The following is a 16804-nucleotide window of genomic DNA, read 5'->3' on the forward strand; positions in this document are numbered from 1 at the left end:
CTATTCTGACACGCGCAGCGCGGCGGTTCGCATCGCCGAGCGCACCTCGGCCTCCCTGGGGAGGACTTCCGACTCATCGCGGCCGGTGAAGAGCCGAACCTGCACGAGTGCCTGGGCCAGGAGGAGCTCGAGACCCGAGACCACCCGACCACCGGCGGACTGCCAGCGCGTCGCGAGCTTCGTGGGCCACGGGTCGTAGAGCACGTCGAAGAGCACAGCCCCCTGCACCCACGACGCATCGATGCCGATGTGGTCCTGGTCTCCCGGCACGGTGTTGACGACGAGCTCCGCGGCGCGCGCCTCGGGGGGAAGCGCGTCGAATTCAGGGAAGGTCAGCACCTCGACCTCGATTCCCAGCGAGCGCGCGAGCGCCGCCATGCCCTGCGCTCGTTCCGGCGCTCGGACGACGATGGAGAGCTCGGTCGCCGCCAGCGAGGGCAGCGCTGCGATGACGGCGGCCGCCGTGCCGCCAGCGCCGAGCAGCCGCACCCGAGGAGCCGAGAGGACACCCGCTTCGTTGAGCGCCGCCACGAAGCCCGTCACATCCGTGTTCCACCCTCGAGCCGGGGCGCCCGCCTCCGCCCCCTCGAAGACCAGCGTGTTGACGGCGCCGATCTCCGAGGCGGCGGGGGCGAGCGTCGACGCGAACGCGCGAGCCTCGTGCTTCAGGGGCATGGTCACGGAGAACCCGCGCCATCCCTGCCCCCTCGACGCGAGGAAATCCGCGAGCCCGCCCTGCGGCACGTCGAAGCGCTCATAGCTCCAGTCGAGACCGAGCACACCGTACGCCGCCGAGTGGATCGCCGGAGACTTCGAGTGCCCGATCGGAGACCCCAGCACCGCGAGCCTCGTCGAAGCCTCACCCATATTCGGGGTGCTCGGCCATCCACGCCAGCCACTTGGCGACCGCGACCTCGTGCTCCTCGAACGTCTCGGAGAAGATCGTCTCCCCCGTGTCGAGGTTCCAGGTCACGAAGTACACCCAGGGGCCGTCTGCAGGGTTCACCGCCGCGTCGATCGCGATGTCGCCGGGGTTCGAGATGGGGCCGACCACCATCCCGGGATGCACATAGGTGTTGTAGGCGTTCGCCGCGTCGGCGCGCTCGGCATCGCTCGTCGAGACCCGGTGCGTGTTGCCCGTTCCGTAGGCCACCGTGGCGTCCGACTGGAGGAGCATGCCCATGTCGAGTCGGTTCAGGAAGACCCTCGAGACCTTGTAGTAGTCCTCTCTGAGCCCGGCTTCCTTCTGGATGAGCGAGGCGAGGCGCACCGTGTCCCAGCGGGCTTCCGGAGCTACTCCGTGCTCGTCGAGCGACTGGAACATGCGGTCCACCAGGGTCTTGAGCACCGTCGTGGCGTCGACGCCCGGATCGAAGCTGTAGGTCGCCGGGAACAGGAATCCCTCGAGGCTCGTGGCTTCGGCGGGAAGTCCGAAGTTCGCGGGCACCGCGGCTGCCTCCAGGTCGGCGACGGGAATGCCGACGCCGCCCTCGATGAGGGCGTAGACGTCCTGGAGGGCGGTCCCCTCCGGGATCACGACGGTCGACTCCTGACGGTTCGCGGGGTCGAGGAGCGACACGAGCGCTGATTCTGCGCTCATCTCCTCCTGCATGCCGTAGCTGCCCGGGATGAACACCGGGTCCTCGGGCTGAGCCAGCACCTCATCCACGAAGGCACCGGAGGTCTTCACGATGCCCACGTCGGCGAGACGCTCTCCGATCGAGGTCCCGGTGTCGCCTGACTCGATCGTGAAGGCGAGCTCCGTGCCGTTTCCCGACCCCTCGAAGTCGGCGGAGGCGGCCCCGCCCCCGAAGATGCTGCGCAGCTGCGAGCCGAAGCCGAACCACACGACCGCCGCGCTCACGGCGACGACGACGACGAGCACGAGGATGACGAGCAGACTCCGCTTGCCACGGCGTGCCGCGGTCGACTCGCGGCGTCGGCTGCCGCCTGCCCTCCGCGGGCTGGTACCACCGGCATCCGCTGCCGGGGCCGCCTCGTCGGAGAAGAGGTCGCCGAATGGGTCGTCCGGGGTGAAGCGCTTTCGTCCGTCGTGGCTACTGGGGGTCTGGTTGTCCGACAGAGTCCTGATCCTTTCGGGAGAGGAGCTCACCCGGTGCACGTCCGGATTGGCGCTCCGCGTCGAGCGAGGTTTGCAAGATGACCACTGCGGCCATCTGATCGATGATGTGCCGAGACCTGGAGGCCTTCCGGCCGACGTCTCGGAGCTGGCGGCTTGCACTCACCGTCGTCAGACGCTCGTCCACCAACCTGAGTGGCACCGGAGAGCTCGACGCGATCTGCTCTGCGACCGCCCTCGCGTCGGCGGTCGAGGCGGTCTCCGCACCTGACAGCGACAGGGGCAGCCCGACGACGATCTCGATGGCGTCGTACTCGACGACGAGTTCCGCGATGCGTCTGGCGTGTGCGTCGCCCTTGGCGCCGTCGCGCGGCACGGTCTCGAGGGGGGTGGCGAGCATGCCGTGCGGATCACTCCGGCTGACGCCGACGCGGGCCTTGCCAACGTCTACGCCGAGTCGGGTGCCGATCCGGAACTCAGTCATTCGCCAGTGCTGAGCGGATGGCGGCGAGCGCGTCGTCGAGACGATCGACGTCGGTGCCGCCGCCCTGGGCGACATCCGGCTTCCCGCCGCCGCCGCCGCCGAGGATCGGCGCGGCGATGCGAACCAGAGCGCCTGCCGCTGCCCCGGTGTCCCGGGCGGCGGCGTTGGTCGCGACGAGCACGATGGGCTTGCCGTTCGATGCGGCACCGAGGGCCACGACGGCCGGACGCTCACCGAGCTGCTCGCGAACGGCGAGCGCCAGCGTGCGGAGCTCATCGGCACTCCGAACCTCGCCGAGGTGCTTCGCGACGAGCACGACGCTTCCCGCGGTGCTCGCCTCGGCGGCAAGAGCCGGTACGCGCTGCATGGCCTCCGCCGCCTCGAGCTCCGCGATGCGCTTCTGCGCAGTCTTGAGGCTCGCGGCGAGGTCCTGCACGCGATCGGCAAGCTGCTCCCGCGGCGCTTTCAGGCTGCTCGTGAGCTGCGAGACGATGGCGCGCTCGACGGCGAAGTCCGCGAAGGCGTCGCGGCCGACAAGCGATTCGATGCGCCGGTTGCTGGAACCGACGGATGACTCGCCGATGAGGTTCACGATCCCCACCTCGGAAGAGCTGCCCACGTGGGTGCCGCCGCAGAGCTCGCGCGACCACGGTCCGCCGATGTCCACCATCCGCACGCGGCTGCCGTACTTCTCGCCGAACAGGGCGCGAGCACCCAGGGATTTCGCCTCGTCGAGGTCCATCTCCCGGGTCGAGACGACATGGTTGGCGCGGATGGCGTCGTTCACGATGCCCTCGAGCTCTGCTTTCGTGTCGGCCGTGAGCGCCTGGCTCCAGGAGAAGTCGAGCCGCAGGTAGCCGGCCTTGTTGTAGGAGCCGGACTGGTGGGCGTCCGGGCCGAGGACGTCGCGCAGCGCGGCGTGCAGCAGGTGCGTCGCCGTGTGAGCCTGGTTGGCGCTGCGTCGGTAGGCGGGGTCGACGATCGTCTCGACTCGGTCGCCGACCGCGACCTCGCCGGAGACGACGGTGACGGTGTGGCTGACGAGACCGGCGATGGGACGCTGGACGTCGACGACGTCGGCGACGAGTCCGCGAGCCGCAGAGGTGATCTGGCCGGAGTCGGCCTCCTGTCCCCCGGACTCCGCGTAGAGCGCGGTGCTCGCGAGGATGATCTCCACCTGCTGACCCGCGCCTGCGCTGGCGGCGGGGACGCCGTTGACGATGAGGCCGAGGACCTCGCTCTCGTGGGCGAGGTCGGTGTAGCCCACGAACGTCGTCTCGCCGAGCGAGCGGAACTCGCTGTAGACCGAGACGTCGGCGAGGGCCGAGCGCTTGGACTTGGCATCCGCCTTCGCCCGCGTCCGCTGCTCGCTCATGAGGCGCTCGAAGGCCTCGCGGTTGACGCTGACCCCTGCTTCCTCGGCGATCTCGACGGTCAGGTCGATGGGGAAGCCGAAGGTGTCGTGCAGCTTGAACGCGGTCTCACCGGAGAGGTGCTGCACGCCGCTGGCTCGCGTCTCGGTGACCGCGGTGTCGAGGATCGCGGTGCCCGCCGTGAGCGTCCGGAGGAACGTCTCCTCCTCGGCGTACGCGAGGCGGGAGATGCGCGGGAACTCTTCGACGAGCTCCGGGTAGGCGTCCTGCATGGCGTCCTTGGACGCGGGGAGCAGCTGCGGCAGGCTCGCGCCCTCGAAACCGAGGAGGCGCATGGCGCGAACGACTCGACGGAGCAGGCGACGCAGGATGTATCCACGTCCCTCGTTGCCCGGCTCGACGCGGTCGGCCATGAGCATGAGCGACGAGCGCACGTGGTCGGCGACGACGCGCATTCGCACGTCGTCGGTGTGCACCGCGCCGTAGCGCTTGCCGGAGATCTCGGCGGCCTTGTCGAGCACGGGCCGAACCTGGTCGATCTCGTACATGTTGTCGACGCCCTGCTTGATGAACGCGATGCGCTCGAGACCCATGCCCGTGTCGATGTTCTGCTTGGGCAGGTCGGCGACGATCTCGTAGTCGTCCTTCGTCGTGCCTGCGCCTCGCTCGTACTGCATGAAGACGAGGTTCCAGATCTCGACGTAGCGGTCGTCGTCGGTGGCGGGTCCGCCGTCGACACCGTACTCGGGGCCACGGTCGAAGAAGATCTCCGAGCAGGGTCCAGCGGGGCTGCCGGGGCCTCCGGCTGACCAGAAGTTGTCCTTCATCCCGAGGCCCTGGATGCGGTCGTCGCTGAAGCCGGTCACCTCGCGCCAGATGCCGCGTGCGACGTCGTCCTTCTCGTACACCGTGATCCAGAGGTCTTCGGGCTTGAAGCCGAGACCGCCGGAGCTCTCCGGGGAGGTGAGGAGCTCCCAGGCGAACTCGATCGCGCCCTGCTTGAAGTAGTCGCCGAACGAGAAGTTTCCGCACATCTGGAAGAAGGTTCCGTGTCGAGGCGTCTTTCCGACCTCTTCGATGTCGTTGGTCCTGATGCACTTCTGCACGCTGACGGCGCGATCGAACGGGGGCGGCACGATCCCGGTGAAGTACGGGATGAACGGCACCATGCCGGCGATCGTGAACATGATCGTCGGGTCGTCGCTGACGAGGGGCGCGGAAGGGACGACGGTGTGCCCGCGCTTCTCGAAGAAGTCGAGGTAGCGGCGACGGATCTCAGCGGTTTGCATCGTGCGGTGTGGCTCTTTCTCTGGCGACGGGCGACGGAGGCCGCCCAGGCGACGGGGGATGTGCTGGTCGCGCTACTTGATGTCGGCGATGGCCGCGGAGAGGTCCTGCGTGCGGGCGCGGTAGCCCTCTGCGACGGCCTCGGTGAACTCGTCGACGCGACCGTTCACGCCAGCGAAGAACTTGCGTCCTGCCGGAGTCGAGTTGACGAGGTGGGCGAGGGCGAACCCTGCGGCGATGCCGCCGATGATGCTGAGTGCTGTGCGCATGCGAACTCCTGTGAAGAGGGGTGAGGGGTCGGACGGGTCAGCGCGTGGCGCGCGGCTTCGGCTTCTTCGGCGTGCTCTTCGGCGTCGACTTGACCTTGGACTTGGACGGCCCGTCGCTCTTGAGGCTCGAGATGCCGGCGCGCACTGCCGCGGAGAACCCGGCGAGCTTGATGAGGGGGCCGCCGACACTGGCGGCGGTGAGCGCGACGAGGCTGGAGACGTTGCTCGTCGTCTCGGACACGTGGGTGGTGATGCTGTCGATCTTCGCGAGCTGCTTGTTGGCCTCGAGGACGGTGACCTGCGTCTCGGCGAGCGTCGGGGTGATCGCATCGACGGACTCGCGGATGCCGCTGCGCACCTCGTCGAGGACGCCGCCGAGCTTCAGGAGAGGGACGGCGAGCAGAAGGACGAGGACGAGGAAGACTCCGGCCGCGATGAGGCCGGCGATGTCGCCACCAGACATGGTGCTCCTTACTGAGTGCAGCGAGCTGCCGCACGGATAGACGAACGGGGCTGCCGCGCGCGTAGACGAGCGGCACAGTGCCGCAGGACAGACAAAGGGGCGGGCCATCTTGCGATGACCCGCCCCTATGCTAGTTGGCTCTCGCGGCTCGGGCTGTCCCGAACTGCCAGTTCCGGCGAACCGGAGCGCCTGCTTGGCTAGCGAGCAGCGTAGTACTCGACGACGAGCTGGACTTCACACGTCACCGGGACCTCGACACGCTTCGGGCGGCGCACGAGGCGCGCCTGGAGCGTTGCGAGGTCGACATCGAGGTACGCGGGGACCTTGGGGAGGACGTCCGCGTGGCCACCGGCGGCGGCGACCTGGAAGACCTCGAGGGCCTCCGAGCGCTGCTTGACCTGGACGAGCTGTCCCGGCTTCACGCGGAAGCTGGGGCGGTCGACGAGCTTGCCATCGACGAGGATGTGGCGGTGCACGACGAGCTGGCGAGCCTGTGCCGTGGTGCGGGCGAAGCCCGAACGCAGGACAAGCGCGTCGAGGCGCATCTCGAGCAGCTCGACGAGGTTCTCACCCGTCAGGCCCGCCGCGCGACGCGACTCTTCGAAGACGATGCGAAGCTGCTTCTCGCGGAGCCCGTACTGGGCGCGCAGACGCTGCTTCTCGCGCAGACGGACGGCGTAGTCGCTGTCGGTCTTGCGACGCGTGCGGCCGTGCTCTCCCGGTGCGTACGGGCGCTTCTCGAGCGCGCGCTCTGCCTTCGGGGTGAGTGCGATGCCGAGTGCGCGGCTGAGGCGCACCTTGCTGCGTGAACGTGAGGTCTTGGACACAATTGCCTTTCGAGCGAAGTTTGGCGCGCGTGAGCGCGCAGAAATGAAGTTGCTCTCCGCCAAGGCCATGCCCCGGCGTCAAACTTGAGCAGTGTCGCGCGTGCGTCGGCTACAGACTGCACGCCTTGCTCTCGGACGCGCAGCCGCACGCGACCCCGGGAGGTAGACCGAGAAAGACTAGCACAGTGGGAGCCGCGCTCAGGGTCCTGGCTTGGTGATGGCCCGCAGCTTCTCGAGCCTCGCAGCTATCTCCCGCTCTTCTCCGAACCGGGTCGGCGAGTAGTACTCGCGCTGGCTCAGCTCGTCGGGGAGGTACTGCTGCTCGGAGACTCCCCGTGCGTCGTCGTGCGGATACCGGTATCCCTTGCCGTGGCCGAGGCGCTTGGCCCCGGCGTAGTGCGCGTCCCTGAGGTGCTTCGGCACGCGGCCGATACCGCCCGCCTTGACGTCGGCGATCGCCGCGTTGATGCCCGAGTAGGCAGCGTTCGACTTCGGGGCAGTCGCAAGGAAGACGGTCGCCTGGGCGAGCGGGATGCGTCCCTCAGGCATGCCGATGAGCTGAACGGCGTCGGCCGCGGCCACCGCTATCTCGAGCCCCCGCGGCTCGGCGAGGCCGATATCCTCGCTCGCGAGCACGATGAGCCTGCGGGCGATGAAGCGCGGGTCCTCCCCCGCCACGATCATGCGTGCCAGGTAGTGGAGTGCCGCATCTGGATCGCTGCCCCGCACCGACTTGATGAACGCGCTGATGACGTCGTAGTGCTCATCGCCGTCCCGGTCGTAGCGGAGCAGCGCCTGATCCGAGGCACTCGAGACGATCTCGGCATCGATCGTCGTCTGCCCGGAGGCCTGGGCGGCGGCCGCCGCCGCTTCCAAGGTCGTGAGGGCCCGCCGTGCGTCGCCCGAGGAGAACTGCACGATCGCGCGCTTGGCGTCGTCCGCGACCTCGAAGGCGCCGCCGAGGCCGCGCTTGTCAGTCGTCGCGCGGTCGAGCAGCTCGACGAGGTCTGCCTCGTCGAGCGGCTGCAGGGTGAGCAGCAGACTCCTGGAGAGCAGCGGGCTGATGACCGAGAACGAGGGGTTCTCCGTGGTCGCCGCGACGAGCGTGACCCAGCCGTTCTCCACGCCGGGGAGCAGCGCATCCTGCTGGGCCTTGGTGAACCTGTGGATCTCGTCGAGGAACAGCACCGACTGGATGCCGTACAGGTCACGTTGGGTGAGCGCCTCATCCATCACCTGCCGCACGTCCTTCACGCCGGCGGAGATGGCGGAGAGCTGCGTGAATCGCTTGCCGGACGTGTGCGCGATGGCCTGCGCGAGGGTCGTCTTGCCCGTGCCGGGTGGCCCCCAGAGGATCACGGACGTTCCTGCACGCGTGTCCTGCTCGGGCGAGGCGAGGGCGCGCAGGGGCGAGCCGGGGCGCAGCAGGTGCCGCTGACCCACGACCTCGTCGAGAGATCTCGGGCGCATCCGCACCGCGAGGGGCGCAGTTGTGCCCGCAAGGCTTGGCGCGTCACCTGTCATGAAGCCCGATGTTAGTAAACTCCCCTCTGGTGCCTGCACGGCATGCTGAAGACAAGCGAATGAGGCACAGTGGCAACTTCGGACAAGAACTCCCGCGAACAGCGTCGGCGGACCCGCGAGTACGAGGCGCGCGTCGCCGTCCACGAGCGCGGCGTCCGGCGCCGCAGTCGCGACAACCGCACATGGACGATCGCTCTTGTCGTGGTCGCCCTCGTCGTCGGCGCGCTGCAGGTCTTCTACTTCACGGGCGGTCCAGGAGCACCAGCCCCCGCCGCGGACGAGACGACGTCCCCTGCGGCCACGCCGTCCGGCGAGGTACCGGACCCGGCGCTGGCAGAGGGACGCACCTGGACGGGCGAGATGACCTTCAACGGCGACCTCACGCTGGGCATCGAGCTCGATGGCGCAGCCGCCCCGCAGGCAGTGGCGAACATGGTCTCGCTCAACGGCCAGAACTACTTCACCGACACCTCCTGCCACCGGCTCACGACCGAGGGACTCTTCGTTCTGCAGTGCGGCGACCCGACAGGAACGGGAACAGGCGGCCCCGGCTATAGCTGGGGTCCCATCGAGAATGCGCCGGAAGACGGCGTCTACCCCGCTGGCACGATCGCCATGGCTCGCCAGGGCGGCAACGCGGAGAGCATGGGCAGCCAGTTCTTCATCGTCTACGAGGACACCATCCTCCCGGGCGATGCCGCAGGCGGCTACACCGTCATGGGGCAGGTCACGGACGGCCTCGACGAGTTCATCGCGGGGATCGTCGAGCCGGGTGTCGACCCGGCTTCCGGCGGCGGCGACGGCGCTCCAGTGGCGCCCGCCGTCATCACCTCCCTCTCCCTGCAGTAGCGGATCGAGCGGGCAGCCTGCCGGAGCGGGACGGTGAGACTGGGCATGCCCTGGTGAACGAAACGCCCGCAGTGTCCTAGCATGGGGAGTCAGTCGCGCAAGCTGCGCAAACGCCTACCGTGAGGGAATACTCGCCATGTCTGCACTCCCCCAGAATCCGTGGGGCCGCGTCGAAGAAGACGGCACCGTGTACGTGATCGAAGATGGAACTGAGCGCAAGGTCGGCCAGTACCCCGATGGCACGACAGAGGAAGCCCTCGCGTACTTCGTTCGCAAGTTCTCCGACCTCGAAGGCCAGGTGTCTCTCCTCGAGCAGCGCGTCAAGAACGGAGCTCCGGCCTCTGACATCGCCAAGTCCGCCAAGCACCTCAGCGCACAGCTGAGCGACGCGAACGCGGTCGGCGACCTCGCCGCACTCCGTTCGCGTCTCGAGGCGCTCGGCGGCACCGTCAGCGAGCTCACCGAGCAGCAGCGCGAGGCGCAGCAGGAAGAGATCGCCGGGGCGCTCCAGGAGCGCGAGGCGATCGTGGTCGAGGCTGAGCGCCTCGCCGCCCAGCCTCCTGCCTCCATCCAGTGGAAGCAGACGACGGCCAGCATCGACGAGCTCTTCGCGAAGTGGAAGACCCACCAGCAGGACGGGCCACGGCTGCCGAAGGCTGAAGCCAACGCGCTCTGGAAGCGATTCCGTGGCGCGCGCAGCACGCTCGAGCGTGAGCGTCGAGCCTTCTTCGCGGAGCTCGACGCGAGCCACAAGACGGCTCGCGATGCCAAGACCAAGATTCTGGAGCGGGCTGAGGCGCTTGCCCCTCGCGGCGCCGACGGTGTCGCTGAGTACCGCAGGCTCCTCGATGAGTGGAAGGCCGCGGGCCGTGCGGGCCGCAAGTACGACGACGCGCTCTGGAACCAGTTCAAGGCTGCCGGAGATGTGCTCTTCCAGGCCAAGGGCGAGGTCGACGCAGCAGAGAGCGTCGAGTACTCCGCCAACTACGAGGCCAAGGCCGCTCTTCTCGAGGAGGCGACCCCGATCCTCCAGCTGACCGACCGCCGGGCGGCGCGAGAGAAGCTCGCCGACATCCAGCGTCGGTGGGATGAGATCGGGCGTGTGCCCCGTGAGAACTTCAAGGCCACGGAAGACCGCCTTCGCGCCATCGAGCAGCATGTGCGCAAGCTCGACGACGATCACTGGCAGAAGTCCAACCCCGAGCGTCAGGCCCGCAGCCAGGGCATGCACAGCCAGCTGACCGAGGCCATCGAGAAGCTCGAGGCCGAGCGCGCCGACGCTGAGGCGCGGGGTGACAAGCGGGCTGTCAAGGAGGCTGAAGAGGCCCTCGAAGCCCGCCGCGTCTGGCTCGCCGCCATCGGCAGCTGAGGCTGAGCGTCACTCCACAGCAGGCGAGACCGTCTGCCGTGTGAGTCACGAAGTGGGGCAGGATGCGAGCGTGCATCCTGCCCCACTTCGTCTTCTGTCCTTCGCCGAGCTCCAGGTCATGGAGCGGGACGGTGAGATCTTCCGTTTCGGCCACGCGTGTGCCGTGGGGTACGCGTCGATCGCTGGGCAGCTCACGGCGGAGGACCGGGCTTCGACGCTCGCGCGTCTCGTGACCGGCAGCTGCGCCGTGGGTGGCGAATCAGCGATCTGGGTGCATGCGGGTGGCCCTGCGCCGCAGCAGCTCACGTTGGCGTCCCCGCGTGGTGCGCGGCCGCCGAGGCGGCAACGTGCGGGCGTGAGGTACAGGTCCACCGCTCCGCCGGCGGAGGCCGTTGTGCTCGTCGGTGGCGTCCGGGTCGTCCGGGCCGATCTTGCGCTCCTGGATCTCCTGCACGACCCGGAGAGCAGCCAGGCGTCGATCGATCACGCGGTGCGGCTGCTCGCCAGGGACCCGGTGGAGCTTCTCGCTGACTATCCCAGCCACCGGAGACCATTCGTCTCGCTCGCGAGGGACCGCGCGACGCTGTCCCGCTGTGCGAGTGCTACTGCGTCTTGACCCGGTACACGTCGTAGACGCCGTCGATCCTGCGGACGGCGTTGAGCACGCGGTCGAGGTGCGTCGTGTCGCCCATCTGGAACGAGAACTTGCTGATGGCGAGGCGAGCCTTCGAGGTGTGCACGGTTGCGGAGAGGATGTTGACGTGGTGCTCGCTCAGCACGCGCGTCACGTCGCTGAGCAGTCCGGAGCGGTCGAGCGCCTCCACCTGGATGTTCACGAGGAACACGCTCGAGGAGCTGGGGGCCCACTGGACCTCGATCATGCGCTCGGGCTCGCGCCGGAGGCTCGCGACGTTGTTGCAGTCAGCGCGGTGCACGGAGACGCCCTGGCCGCGTGTGACGAAGCCGAGGATGTCGTCACCTGGCACGGGAGTGCAGCACTTCGCGACCTTGACGAGGATGTCAGGCGCACCCCGGACGAGGACGCCGGAGTCGCTCGTGGTCGGGATCGTCGTGCCGGGGGTGAACTGCGGCGCCTCATCCGCGGCGGGGACGTCCTGCTCCTGGCGGAGGGCTGCCTGCAGCTTCTCCATGACCGACTGGGTCGAGACGTGCCCGTCGCCGACTGCGGCGTAGAGGGCGGTCACGTCGAGGTAGCGGAGGTTCGACGCGACCGAGGAGAACGCCTCCTGGACGTGGTCCTTGTTGAGCGGGAGACCGGCCTTCCGCAGCGCCTTGGCGACGGAGTCCTTCCCCTGCTCGATGGCCTCGTCTCGGCGCTCCTTCGAGAACCACTGCCTGATCTTGTTCTTGGCTCGGGCGCTGGCGACGAAGGTCAGCCAGTCCTGCTTTGGCCCGGCATCCGGATTCTTCGAGGTGAAGACCTCGACGACGTCGCCGTTCTGCAGCTTCGAGTCGAGGGGCAGAAGACGCCCGTTGACCTTCGCGCCCATGGTCCGGTGACCGACATCGGTGTGGATCGAGTACGCGAAGTCGACGGGCGTGGCCCCCGCGCTCAACCCGATGACCTTGCCCTGGGGCGTGAAGACGTAGACCTCCTTCGCGCCGAGGTCGAAGCGGAGGGAGTCGAGGAACTCTCCGGGGTCGGTGGTCTCCTGCTGCCAGTCGCTCAGGTGCTTGAGCCACGCCATCTCGGTGCGGGTCTCGTCAGCCTTGTCCTGCTTGCCGGACTGGGCGTTCTGCTTGTACATCCAGTGCGCCGCGACGCCGAACTCTGCGCGGCGGTGCATCTCGATCGTGCGGATCTGGATCTCGACGGGTTTGCCGTCCGGTCCGATCACCGTGGTGTGCAGCGACTGGTACAGGTTGAACTTGGGCGTCGCGATGTAGTCCTTGAATCGCCCTGGCATGGGCGTCCACCTGGCGTGGATGGCTCCGAGGACGCCGTAGCAGTCGCGCACCGAGTCGACGATGAGGCGGATAGCCGTGAGGTCGTAGATCTCGTCGAAGTCGCGGCCCCGCACGATCATCTTCTGGTAGATCGAGTACAGCTCCTTGGGGCGCCCGTAGACGTCGCCCCGCATCTTCAGCTGTCGGAGGTCGGACTGCACCTCGGCGATGACGCGCTGCACGTACTTCTCGCGCTCGGGCTGCCTGTGGGCGACGAGGTTCTTGATCTCGGAGTAGATCTTGGGATTGATGACGGCGAAGGAGAGATCCTCGAGTTCGTTCTTCATCGCCTGGATACCCATGCGGTGCGCGAGGGGCGCGTAGATCTCCAGCGTCTCCTTCGCTTTGCTCTTCGCCTTCTCCGGGGACATGAAGCCCCACGTTCGAGCGTTGTGCAGGCGGTCGGCGAGCTTGATGACGAGGACGCGGATGTCCTTTGACATCGCCACGACCATCTTGCGCACGGTCTCTGCCTGCGCGTTGTCGCCGTACTTGACCTTGTCGAGCTTCGTCACGCCGTCGACGAGCATCGCGATCTCGTCGCCGAAGTCGGATCGAAGCTCGTCGAGCGTGTAGTCGGTGTCTTCGACGGTGTCGTGGAGGAGCGCGGCGGCCACGGTGATCGAGCCGATGCCGAGATCGGCGAGGATCTTCGCGACGGCGACCGGGTGCGTGATGTAGGGCTCGCCGCTGCGGCGGAACTGCCCCTCGTGGGCGTCCTTCGCCACCTCGTAGGCCCGCTGCACGAGTGCCGTGTTCGCTCGAGGGTCGTGCTTTCTGAGCGACTTGAGAATCGGCTCGAGGACGTGCACCGGCTGCTTCGCGAACATTCGCGGCATTCGCCAGCGCAACGAGGAGACCTCACTCATGCAGCACCTCCATATGCATCATCACCCTGGCCTGCGTGGGTACGCGGACCAGGGTGATGACAAGTTATCACCGTGCGGGGTGTCCTCAGGACGCGGACGCCTTGGGCGCCGGCTCGGACTCCGAGGCGACTGCCTCTTCGTCGTCTTCGGCATCCGCATCCGCCTCGTCGCGCTCCTTGAGCGTGCGGGCGCGAGCCGCGAGGATGCGCTTGTCCGTGCGTGCGATCTCCGGCTCGCGTGAGCGCAGCGCAGCGTACAGCGGGCCCGCGACGAAGATCGTGGAGAGCGCTCCGACGAAGATTCCGATGAACAGCGCGAGGGCGATGTCCCGCAGCGTGCCCGCGCCCATCAGGAAGGCGCCGATGAACAGGATCGCTCCGACCGGGAGCAGCGCGACGACCGAGGTGTTGATCGAGCGCACGAGGGTCTGGTTGATGGCCAGGTTCACGAGCTCGCCGAAGGTCCGGGAGGATTCCGCGTTGTAGTCCTCGGCGTTCTCACGGATCTTGTCGAAGACCACGACGGTGTCGTAGAGGGAGTAGCCGAGGATGGTGAGGAAGCCGATGACCGCTGCGGGGGTGACCTCGACGCCGGTGACGGCGTAGACGCCCGCGGTCACGACGAGGTCGTGGGCGAGGGCGACGAGTGCCGCGATCGACATCTTCCAGGTGCGGAAGTACAGCGACATGAGGATGGCGGCGATCGCCACGAAGACGCCGAGGCCGATCACCATCTGACGGGTGATGTCCTGCCCCCACGATGGCCCGATCGTGGACAGGTTGACGTCCTCGACAGGCACGGAGTACGCCTCGGCGAGCTGCGCACGCAGCTCGGTGTTGGCGTCCTCGGAGAGGGCGTCGGTCTGCACGCGGATTCCGCCGTCGCCGAGGACGGCGACCTTCGCGGGGGTTGCCGTGAACTCGGCGGCGGCCGCGATGGCTGGCTCCTGCTCGTCGGTCGCCGGCTGCGAGACCAGGAACTCGGAGCCACCAGTGAACTCGATGCCGAGCTCGAGGCCTCCGCGGAGGATCGGCACGAGGATCGAGATGAGGACCGCGATTCCCGCGATGGAGAACCAGATCTTCCGTCTGCCGACGAAGTTGAACGAGCGCTCCCCCGTGTACAGGTCGTTGCCCAGGGTCTGGAACTTGCTCATCAGGCCTTCTCCCCATTGCTCGTGGTCGACGTCTGGTCGGCATTGGCCGATCCGGCCGCCACGAGGTCATCGCCGCCGGCCTTCTTGGCGGCTTCTGCCTTGCGCTCGGCGAGCGTCTGTCGGCGCTCGGCCTCGCGTGTTGCGCCGCGCTTCTTCTGCTCCGGGGTGCGGAACGTGCCGCGTCCGCGGTACACCGCGCCGAGCGATCTGGGATCGAGGCCCGAGGCGGGGTGTCCGTCCGCGAAGAACGGTGTCCGAGCGAGCAGGCGCATGAGTGGGTGGGTGAAGAGGGTGACCACGATGATGTCGATGATCGTCGTGATGCCGAGTGTCAGCGCGAAGCCGCGCACGTTGCCGACGGCCACGAACAGCAGCACGATGGCGACGAGGAAGTTGACGGCGTCCGATGCGAGGATCGTTCGGATGGCGCGTGTCCAGCCGCCCTCGACGGCCGAGACAAGCCCCTTGCCGTCTCTCAGCTCATCCTTGATGCGCTCGAAGTAGACGATGAACGAGTCGGCCGTGATGCCGATGGCGACGATGAGGCCCGCGACACCCGCCAGCGAGAGCCTGTACCCCTCTTGGTTGGAGAGATACGTCACGACGATGTAGGTCAGGGCCGCGGCGATGACCAGCGACGCGACGGTCACGAGTCCGAGCGTGCGGTACTGGAACAGCGAGTAGACGACGACGGCCGCGAGCCCGATGAGACCGGCGATGAGGCCGTTCACGAGCTGCGAGCTGCCCAGTGTCGCCGAGATCGTGGAGGTCGACTGCGCGACGAAGTTGAAGGGCAGCGCGCCGAACTTCAGCTGGTCGGCGAGGGCCTTGGCACTCTCCTCGTTGAAGTTTCCGGAGATCTGCGGCTTGCCGTCGGTGATCGCCGCGTTGGTGGTCGGAGCCACGATGACCTGGTTGTCGAGCGTGACCGCGAAGCGGTTCTGGTTCTCCGTCAGCCCGACGAGTCGCTCGGTCACGGCGGCGAACTCCTGCGTGCCCTGCGCATCGAACTCGATGTTCACGGCCCACTGGTTGGTGGTCGCACCGGTGCTCGTGGTCGTGAGACCGCTGGTGGCGTCGGCGATGCGCTCACCCGTCACCTCGACCGGACCTAGGACGTACTTCTCCGTGCCGCTGTCGTCGCAGGTGATGAGCGGCTGGGTCGGGTCGATGTCAGCGGCGGGTGCGAGGTCGGCGCAGTTGAACTGCAGGAAGTCGACGTACATCTGCTCGGTGACCCAGTTGATGTCGCTCGCGTTCGTCGGCTCCGCCGTTGGCGTCGTCGAGAGCTCCTCAGGCAGCTGGTCAGCCGGGATGGCCTGGCTGTTCGCGGCCTGGTCGGCGACGAGCACGGCACGGAACTCGAGCTTGGCCGAGTTCTCGATGCGGTCACGCGTGAGCTGATCCATCTCACCTGGGACGGAGACGACGATGTTCCGACCGCCCTGGGTGGTGATCTCCGCCTCGGAGACGCCGGACGCGTCGATGCGCTGGCGGATGATCGAGACCGCCTGCTGCATCTGCTCGGACGACGGGTCCGCCTGGCCCTCCGGCAGCTGCGCGGCGAGCACGACCTGGGTACCACCCTCGAGGTCGAGCGCGAGGCGAGGCGTCCACTGACCGCCTTGCGTGGCAACGGCCAGCCAGTTGAGGCCCACGAGGGCAAGGATGAGGATCAAGAGCCACGTGAGCGTGCGCCAGGCGCGCTGGACGATGCCAGCACCCCGACCACGACGCGCCGATGACGTTGTCGACTTCGCCAAGAGAGTTCTGCCTTCTGACCTCAAGACGAGGCCCGTGCGTGAGAGGTGAGGGAGTCGCCTACGCCTTGTTGATGTTCGGTCCGGACTCGGAGCCGTTGTCGCTGTCGCGGCGCTCGGACTCAGCCTCGGCCTCGAGCTCGGGACGCTCTTCGACGGCCTCGTGCTCGGAGAGCGCGGAAGCGTCGTCCGGGACAGCCGGCGTGAGGATGTTGGCGACGGTCATCGAGTGGACGCGCAGACGCGTGCCCGGCTCCGACTCGATCGTGGTGATGTTGTTCTCCTCGTCGATGTCGACGATGGTGCCGTAGACGCCGCTCTGCGTCATGACATCCGCGCCGATCACCGCGCTGCTGCGCATCTCCTGCTGCTGCTGAGACCTCTTCTTGTTGCTACGCCACATGAAGAAGATCATGACGCCGAGGAGGACGAGGGGAAGGAGAAGCGTGAGATCCATTGTGGGTGCCTTTCTGGCAGTCCGTACTACGACTATGCACGCCCGGAACGACGGCAAACGCATCTAGTG

At 67.7% G+C, this 16804-nt stretch carries 15 protein-coding genes; 3 read left to right on the forward strand and 12 right to left on the reverse strand.

Annotated features, from left to right (window positions below):
* The 8 genes from C5E10_RS08515 to C5E10_RS08550 all read right to left on the reverse strand — a co-directional run bounded on the left by C5E10_RS08515 (nucleotide 1) and on the right by C5E10_RS08550 (nucleotide 8307).
* On the reverse strand, nucleotides 1-867 hold the full coding sequence (locus tag C5E10_RS08515) for a shikimate dehydrogenase (RefSeq protein WP_104331250.1): 867 nt from the start codon (nucleotides 865-867) through the stop codon (nucleotides 1-3).
* On the reverse strand, nucleotides 860-2113 hold the full coding sequence (gene mltG / locus C5E10_RS08520) for an endolytic transglycosylase MltG (protein ID WP_181062710.1): 1254 nt from the start codon (nucleotides 2111-2113) through the stop codon (nucleotides 860-862). Before mltG ends, C5E10_RS08515 begins: the two co-directional genes overlap by 8 nt.
* Nucleotides 2058-2564, reverse strand: a complete 507-nt coding sequence (gene ruvX, locus C5E10_RS08525) for a Holliday junction resolvase RuvX (protein ID WP_104331251.1) — start codon at nucleotides 2562-2564, stop codon at nucleotides 2058-2060. The genes mltG and ruvX overlap by 56 nt, the downstream gene beginning before the upstream one ends.
* Nucleotides 2557-5226, reverse strand: a complete 2670-nt coding sequence (gene alaS, locus C5E10_RS08530) for an alanine--tRNA ligase (RefSeq protein ID WP_104331252.1) — start codon at nucleotides 5224-5226, stop codon at nucleotides 2557-2559. Before alaS ends, ruvX begins: the two co-directional genes overlap by 8 nt.
* Nucleotides 5227-5298: 72 nt before the next feature.
* Nucleotides 5299-5493, reverse strand: a complete 195-nt coding sequence (locus tag C5E10_RS08535) for a Na+ dependent nucleoside transporter N-terminal domain-containing protein (RefSeq protein WP_104241284.1) — start codon at nucleotides 5491-5493, stop codon at nucleotides 5299-5301.
* 37 nt (nucleotides 5494-5530) lie between these two features.
* Nucleotides 5531-5956, reverse strand: a complete 426-nt coding sequence (locus C5E10_RS08540) for a DUF948 domain-containing protein (protein WP_104331253.1) — start codon at nucleotides 5954-5956, stop codon at nucleotides 5531-5533.
* 197 nt (nucleotides 5957-6153) lie between these two features.
* Nucleotides 6154-6783, reverse strand: coding sequence for a 30S ribosomal protein S4 (rpsD, locus tag C5E10_RS08545; protein WP_104241286.1), 630 nt, complete (start codon nucleotides 6781-6783; stop codon nucleotides 6154-6156).
* A 198-nt stretch (nucleotides 6784-6981) separates the two neighbouring features.
* Nucleotides 6982-8307, reverse strand: coding sequence for a replication-associated recombination protein A (locus tag C5E10_RS08550; protein WP_104331254.1), 1326 nt, complete (start codon nucleotides 8305-8307; stop codon nucleotides 6982-6984).
* Between the two features lie 69 nt (nucleotides 8308-8376).
* Between C5E10_RS08550 and C5E10_RS08555 the strand changes: the two genes are divergently transcribed.
* The 3 genes from C5E10_RS08555 (at nucleotide 8377) to C5E10_RS08565 (ending at nucleotide 11141) form a co-directional block, all read left to right on the forward strand.
* Entirely contained in the window at nucleotides 8377-9156 is a 780-nt protein-coding gene (locus C5E10_RS08555) for a peptidylprolyl isomerase (RefSeq protein WP_104331255.1), read from the forward strand.
* Nucleotides 9157-9292: 136 nt separating this feature from the next.
* On the forward strand, nucleotides 9293-10525 hold the full coding sequence (locus C5E10_RS08560) for a DUF349 domain-containing protein (RefSeq protein ID WP_104241289.1): 1233 nt from the start codon (nucleotides 9293-9295) through the stop codon (nucleotides 10523-10525).
* A 40-nt stretch (nucleotides 10526-10565) separates the two neighbouring features.
* Nucleotides 10566-11141, forward strand: coding sequence for a hypothetical protein (locus C5E10_RS08565; RefSeq protein ID WP_146080204.1), 576 nt, complete (start codon nucleotides 10566-10568; stop codon nucleotides 11139-11141).
* On the opposite strand, the gene C5E10_RS08570 is transcribed toward C5E10_RS08565, so the two are convergent.
* From C5E10_RS08570 to yajC, 4 genes are all read right to left on the reverse strand, one after another.
* Entirely contained in the window at nucleotides 11128-13362 is a 2235-nt protein-coding gene (locus C5E10_RS08570) for a bifunctional (p)ppGpp synthetase/guanosine-3',5'-bis(diphosphate) 3'-pyrophosphohydrolase (protein ID WP_104241291.1), read from the reverse strand. The genes C5E10_RS08565 and C5E10_RS08570 overlap by 14 nt on opposite strands.
* An 85-nt stretch (nucleotides 13363-13447) precedes the next feature.
* Nucleotides 13448-14518 (reverse strand): protein translocase subunit SecF, encoded by a 1071-nt coding sequence (secF, locus tag C5E10_RS08575; protein ID WP_104331257.1) that lies wholly within the window; start codon nucleotides 14516-14518, stop codon nucleotides 13448-13450.
* The gene (secD, locus tag C5E10_RS08580; protein ID WP_228502687.1) at nucleotides 14518-16281 is read right to left on the reverse strand and encodes a protein translocase subunit SecD; all 1764 of its coding nucleotides are present in this window, start codon (nucleotides 16279-16281) and stop codon (nucleotides 14518-14520) included. The genes secF and secD overlap by 1 nt, the downstream gene beginning before the upstream one ends.
* Nucleotides 16282-16339: 58 nt before the next feature.
* Nucleotides 16340-16735 (reverse strand): preprotein translocase subunit YajC, encoded by a 396-nt coding sequence (gene yajC / locus C5E10_RS08585; protein WP_181057836.1) that lies wholly within the window; start codon nucleotides 16733-16735, stop codon nucleotides 16340-16342.
* Nucleotides 16736-16804: the final 69 nt, after the last annotated feature.

The organism is Pseudoclavibacter sp. RFBG4, from assembly GCF_002931515.1.
GTDB lineage: Bacteria > Actinomycetota > Actinomycetes > Actinomycetales > Microbacteriaceae > Pseudoclavibacter.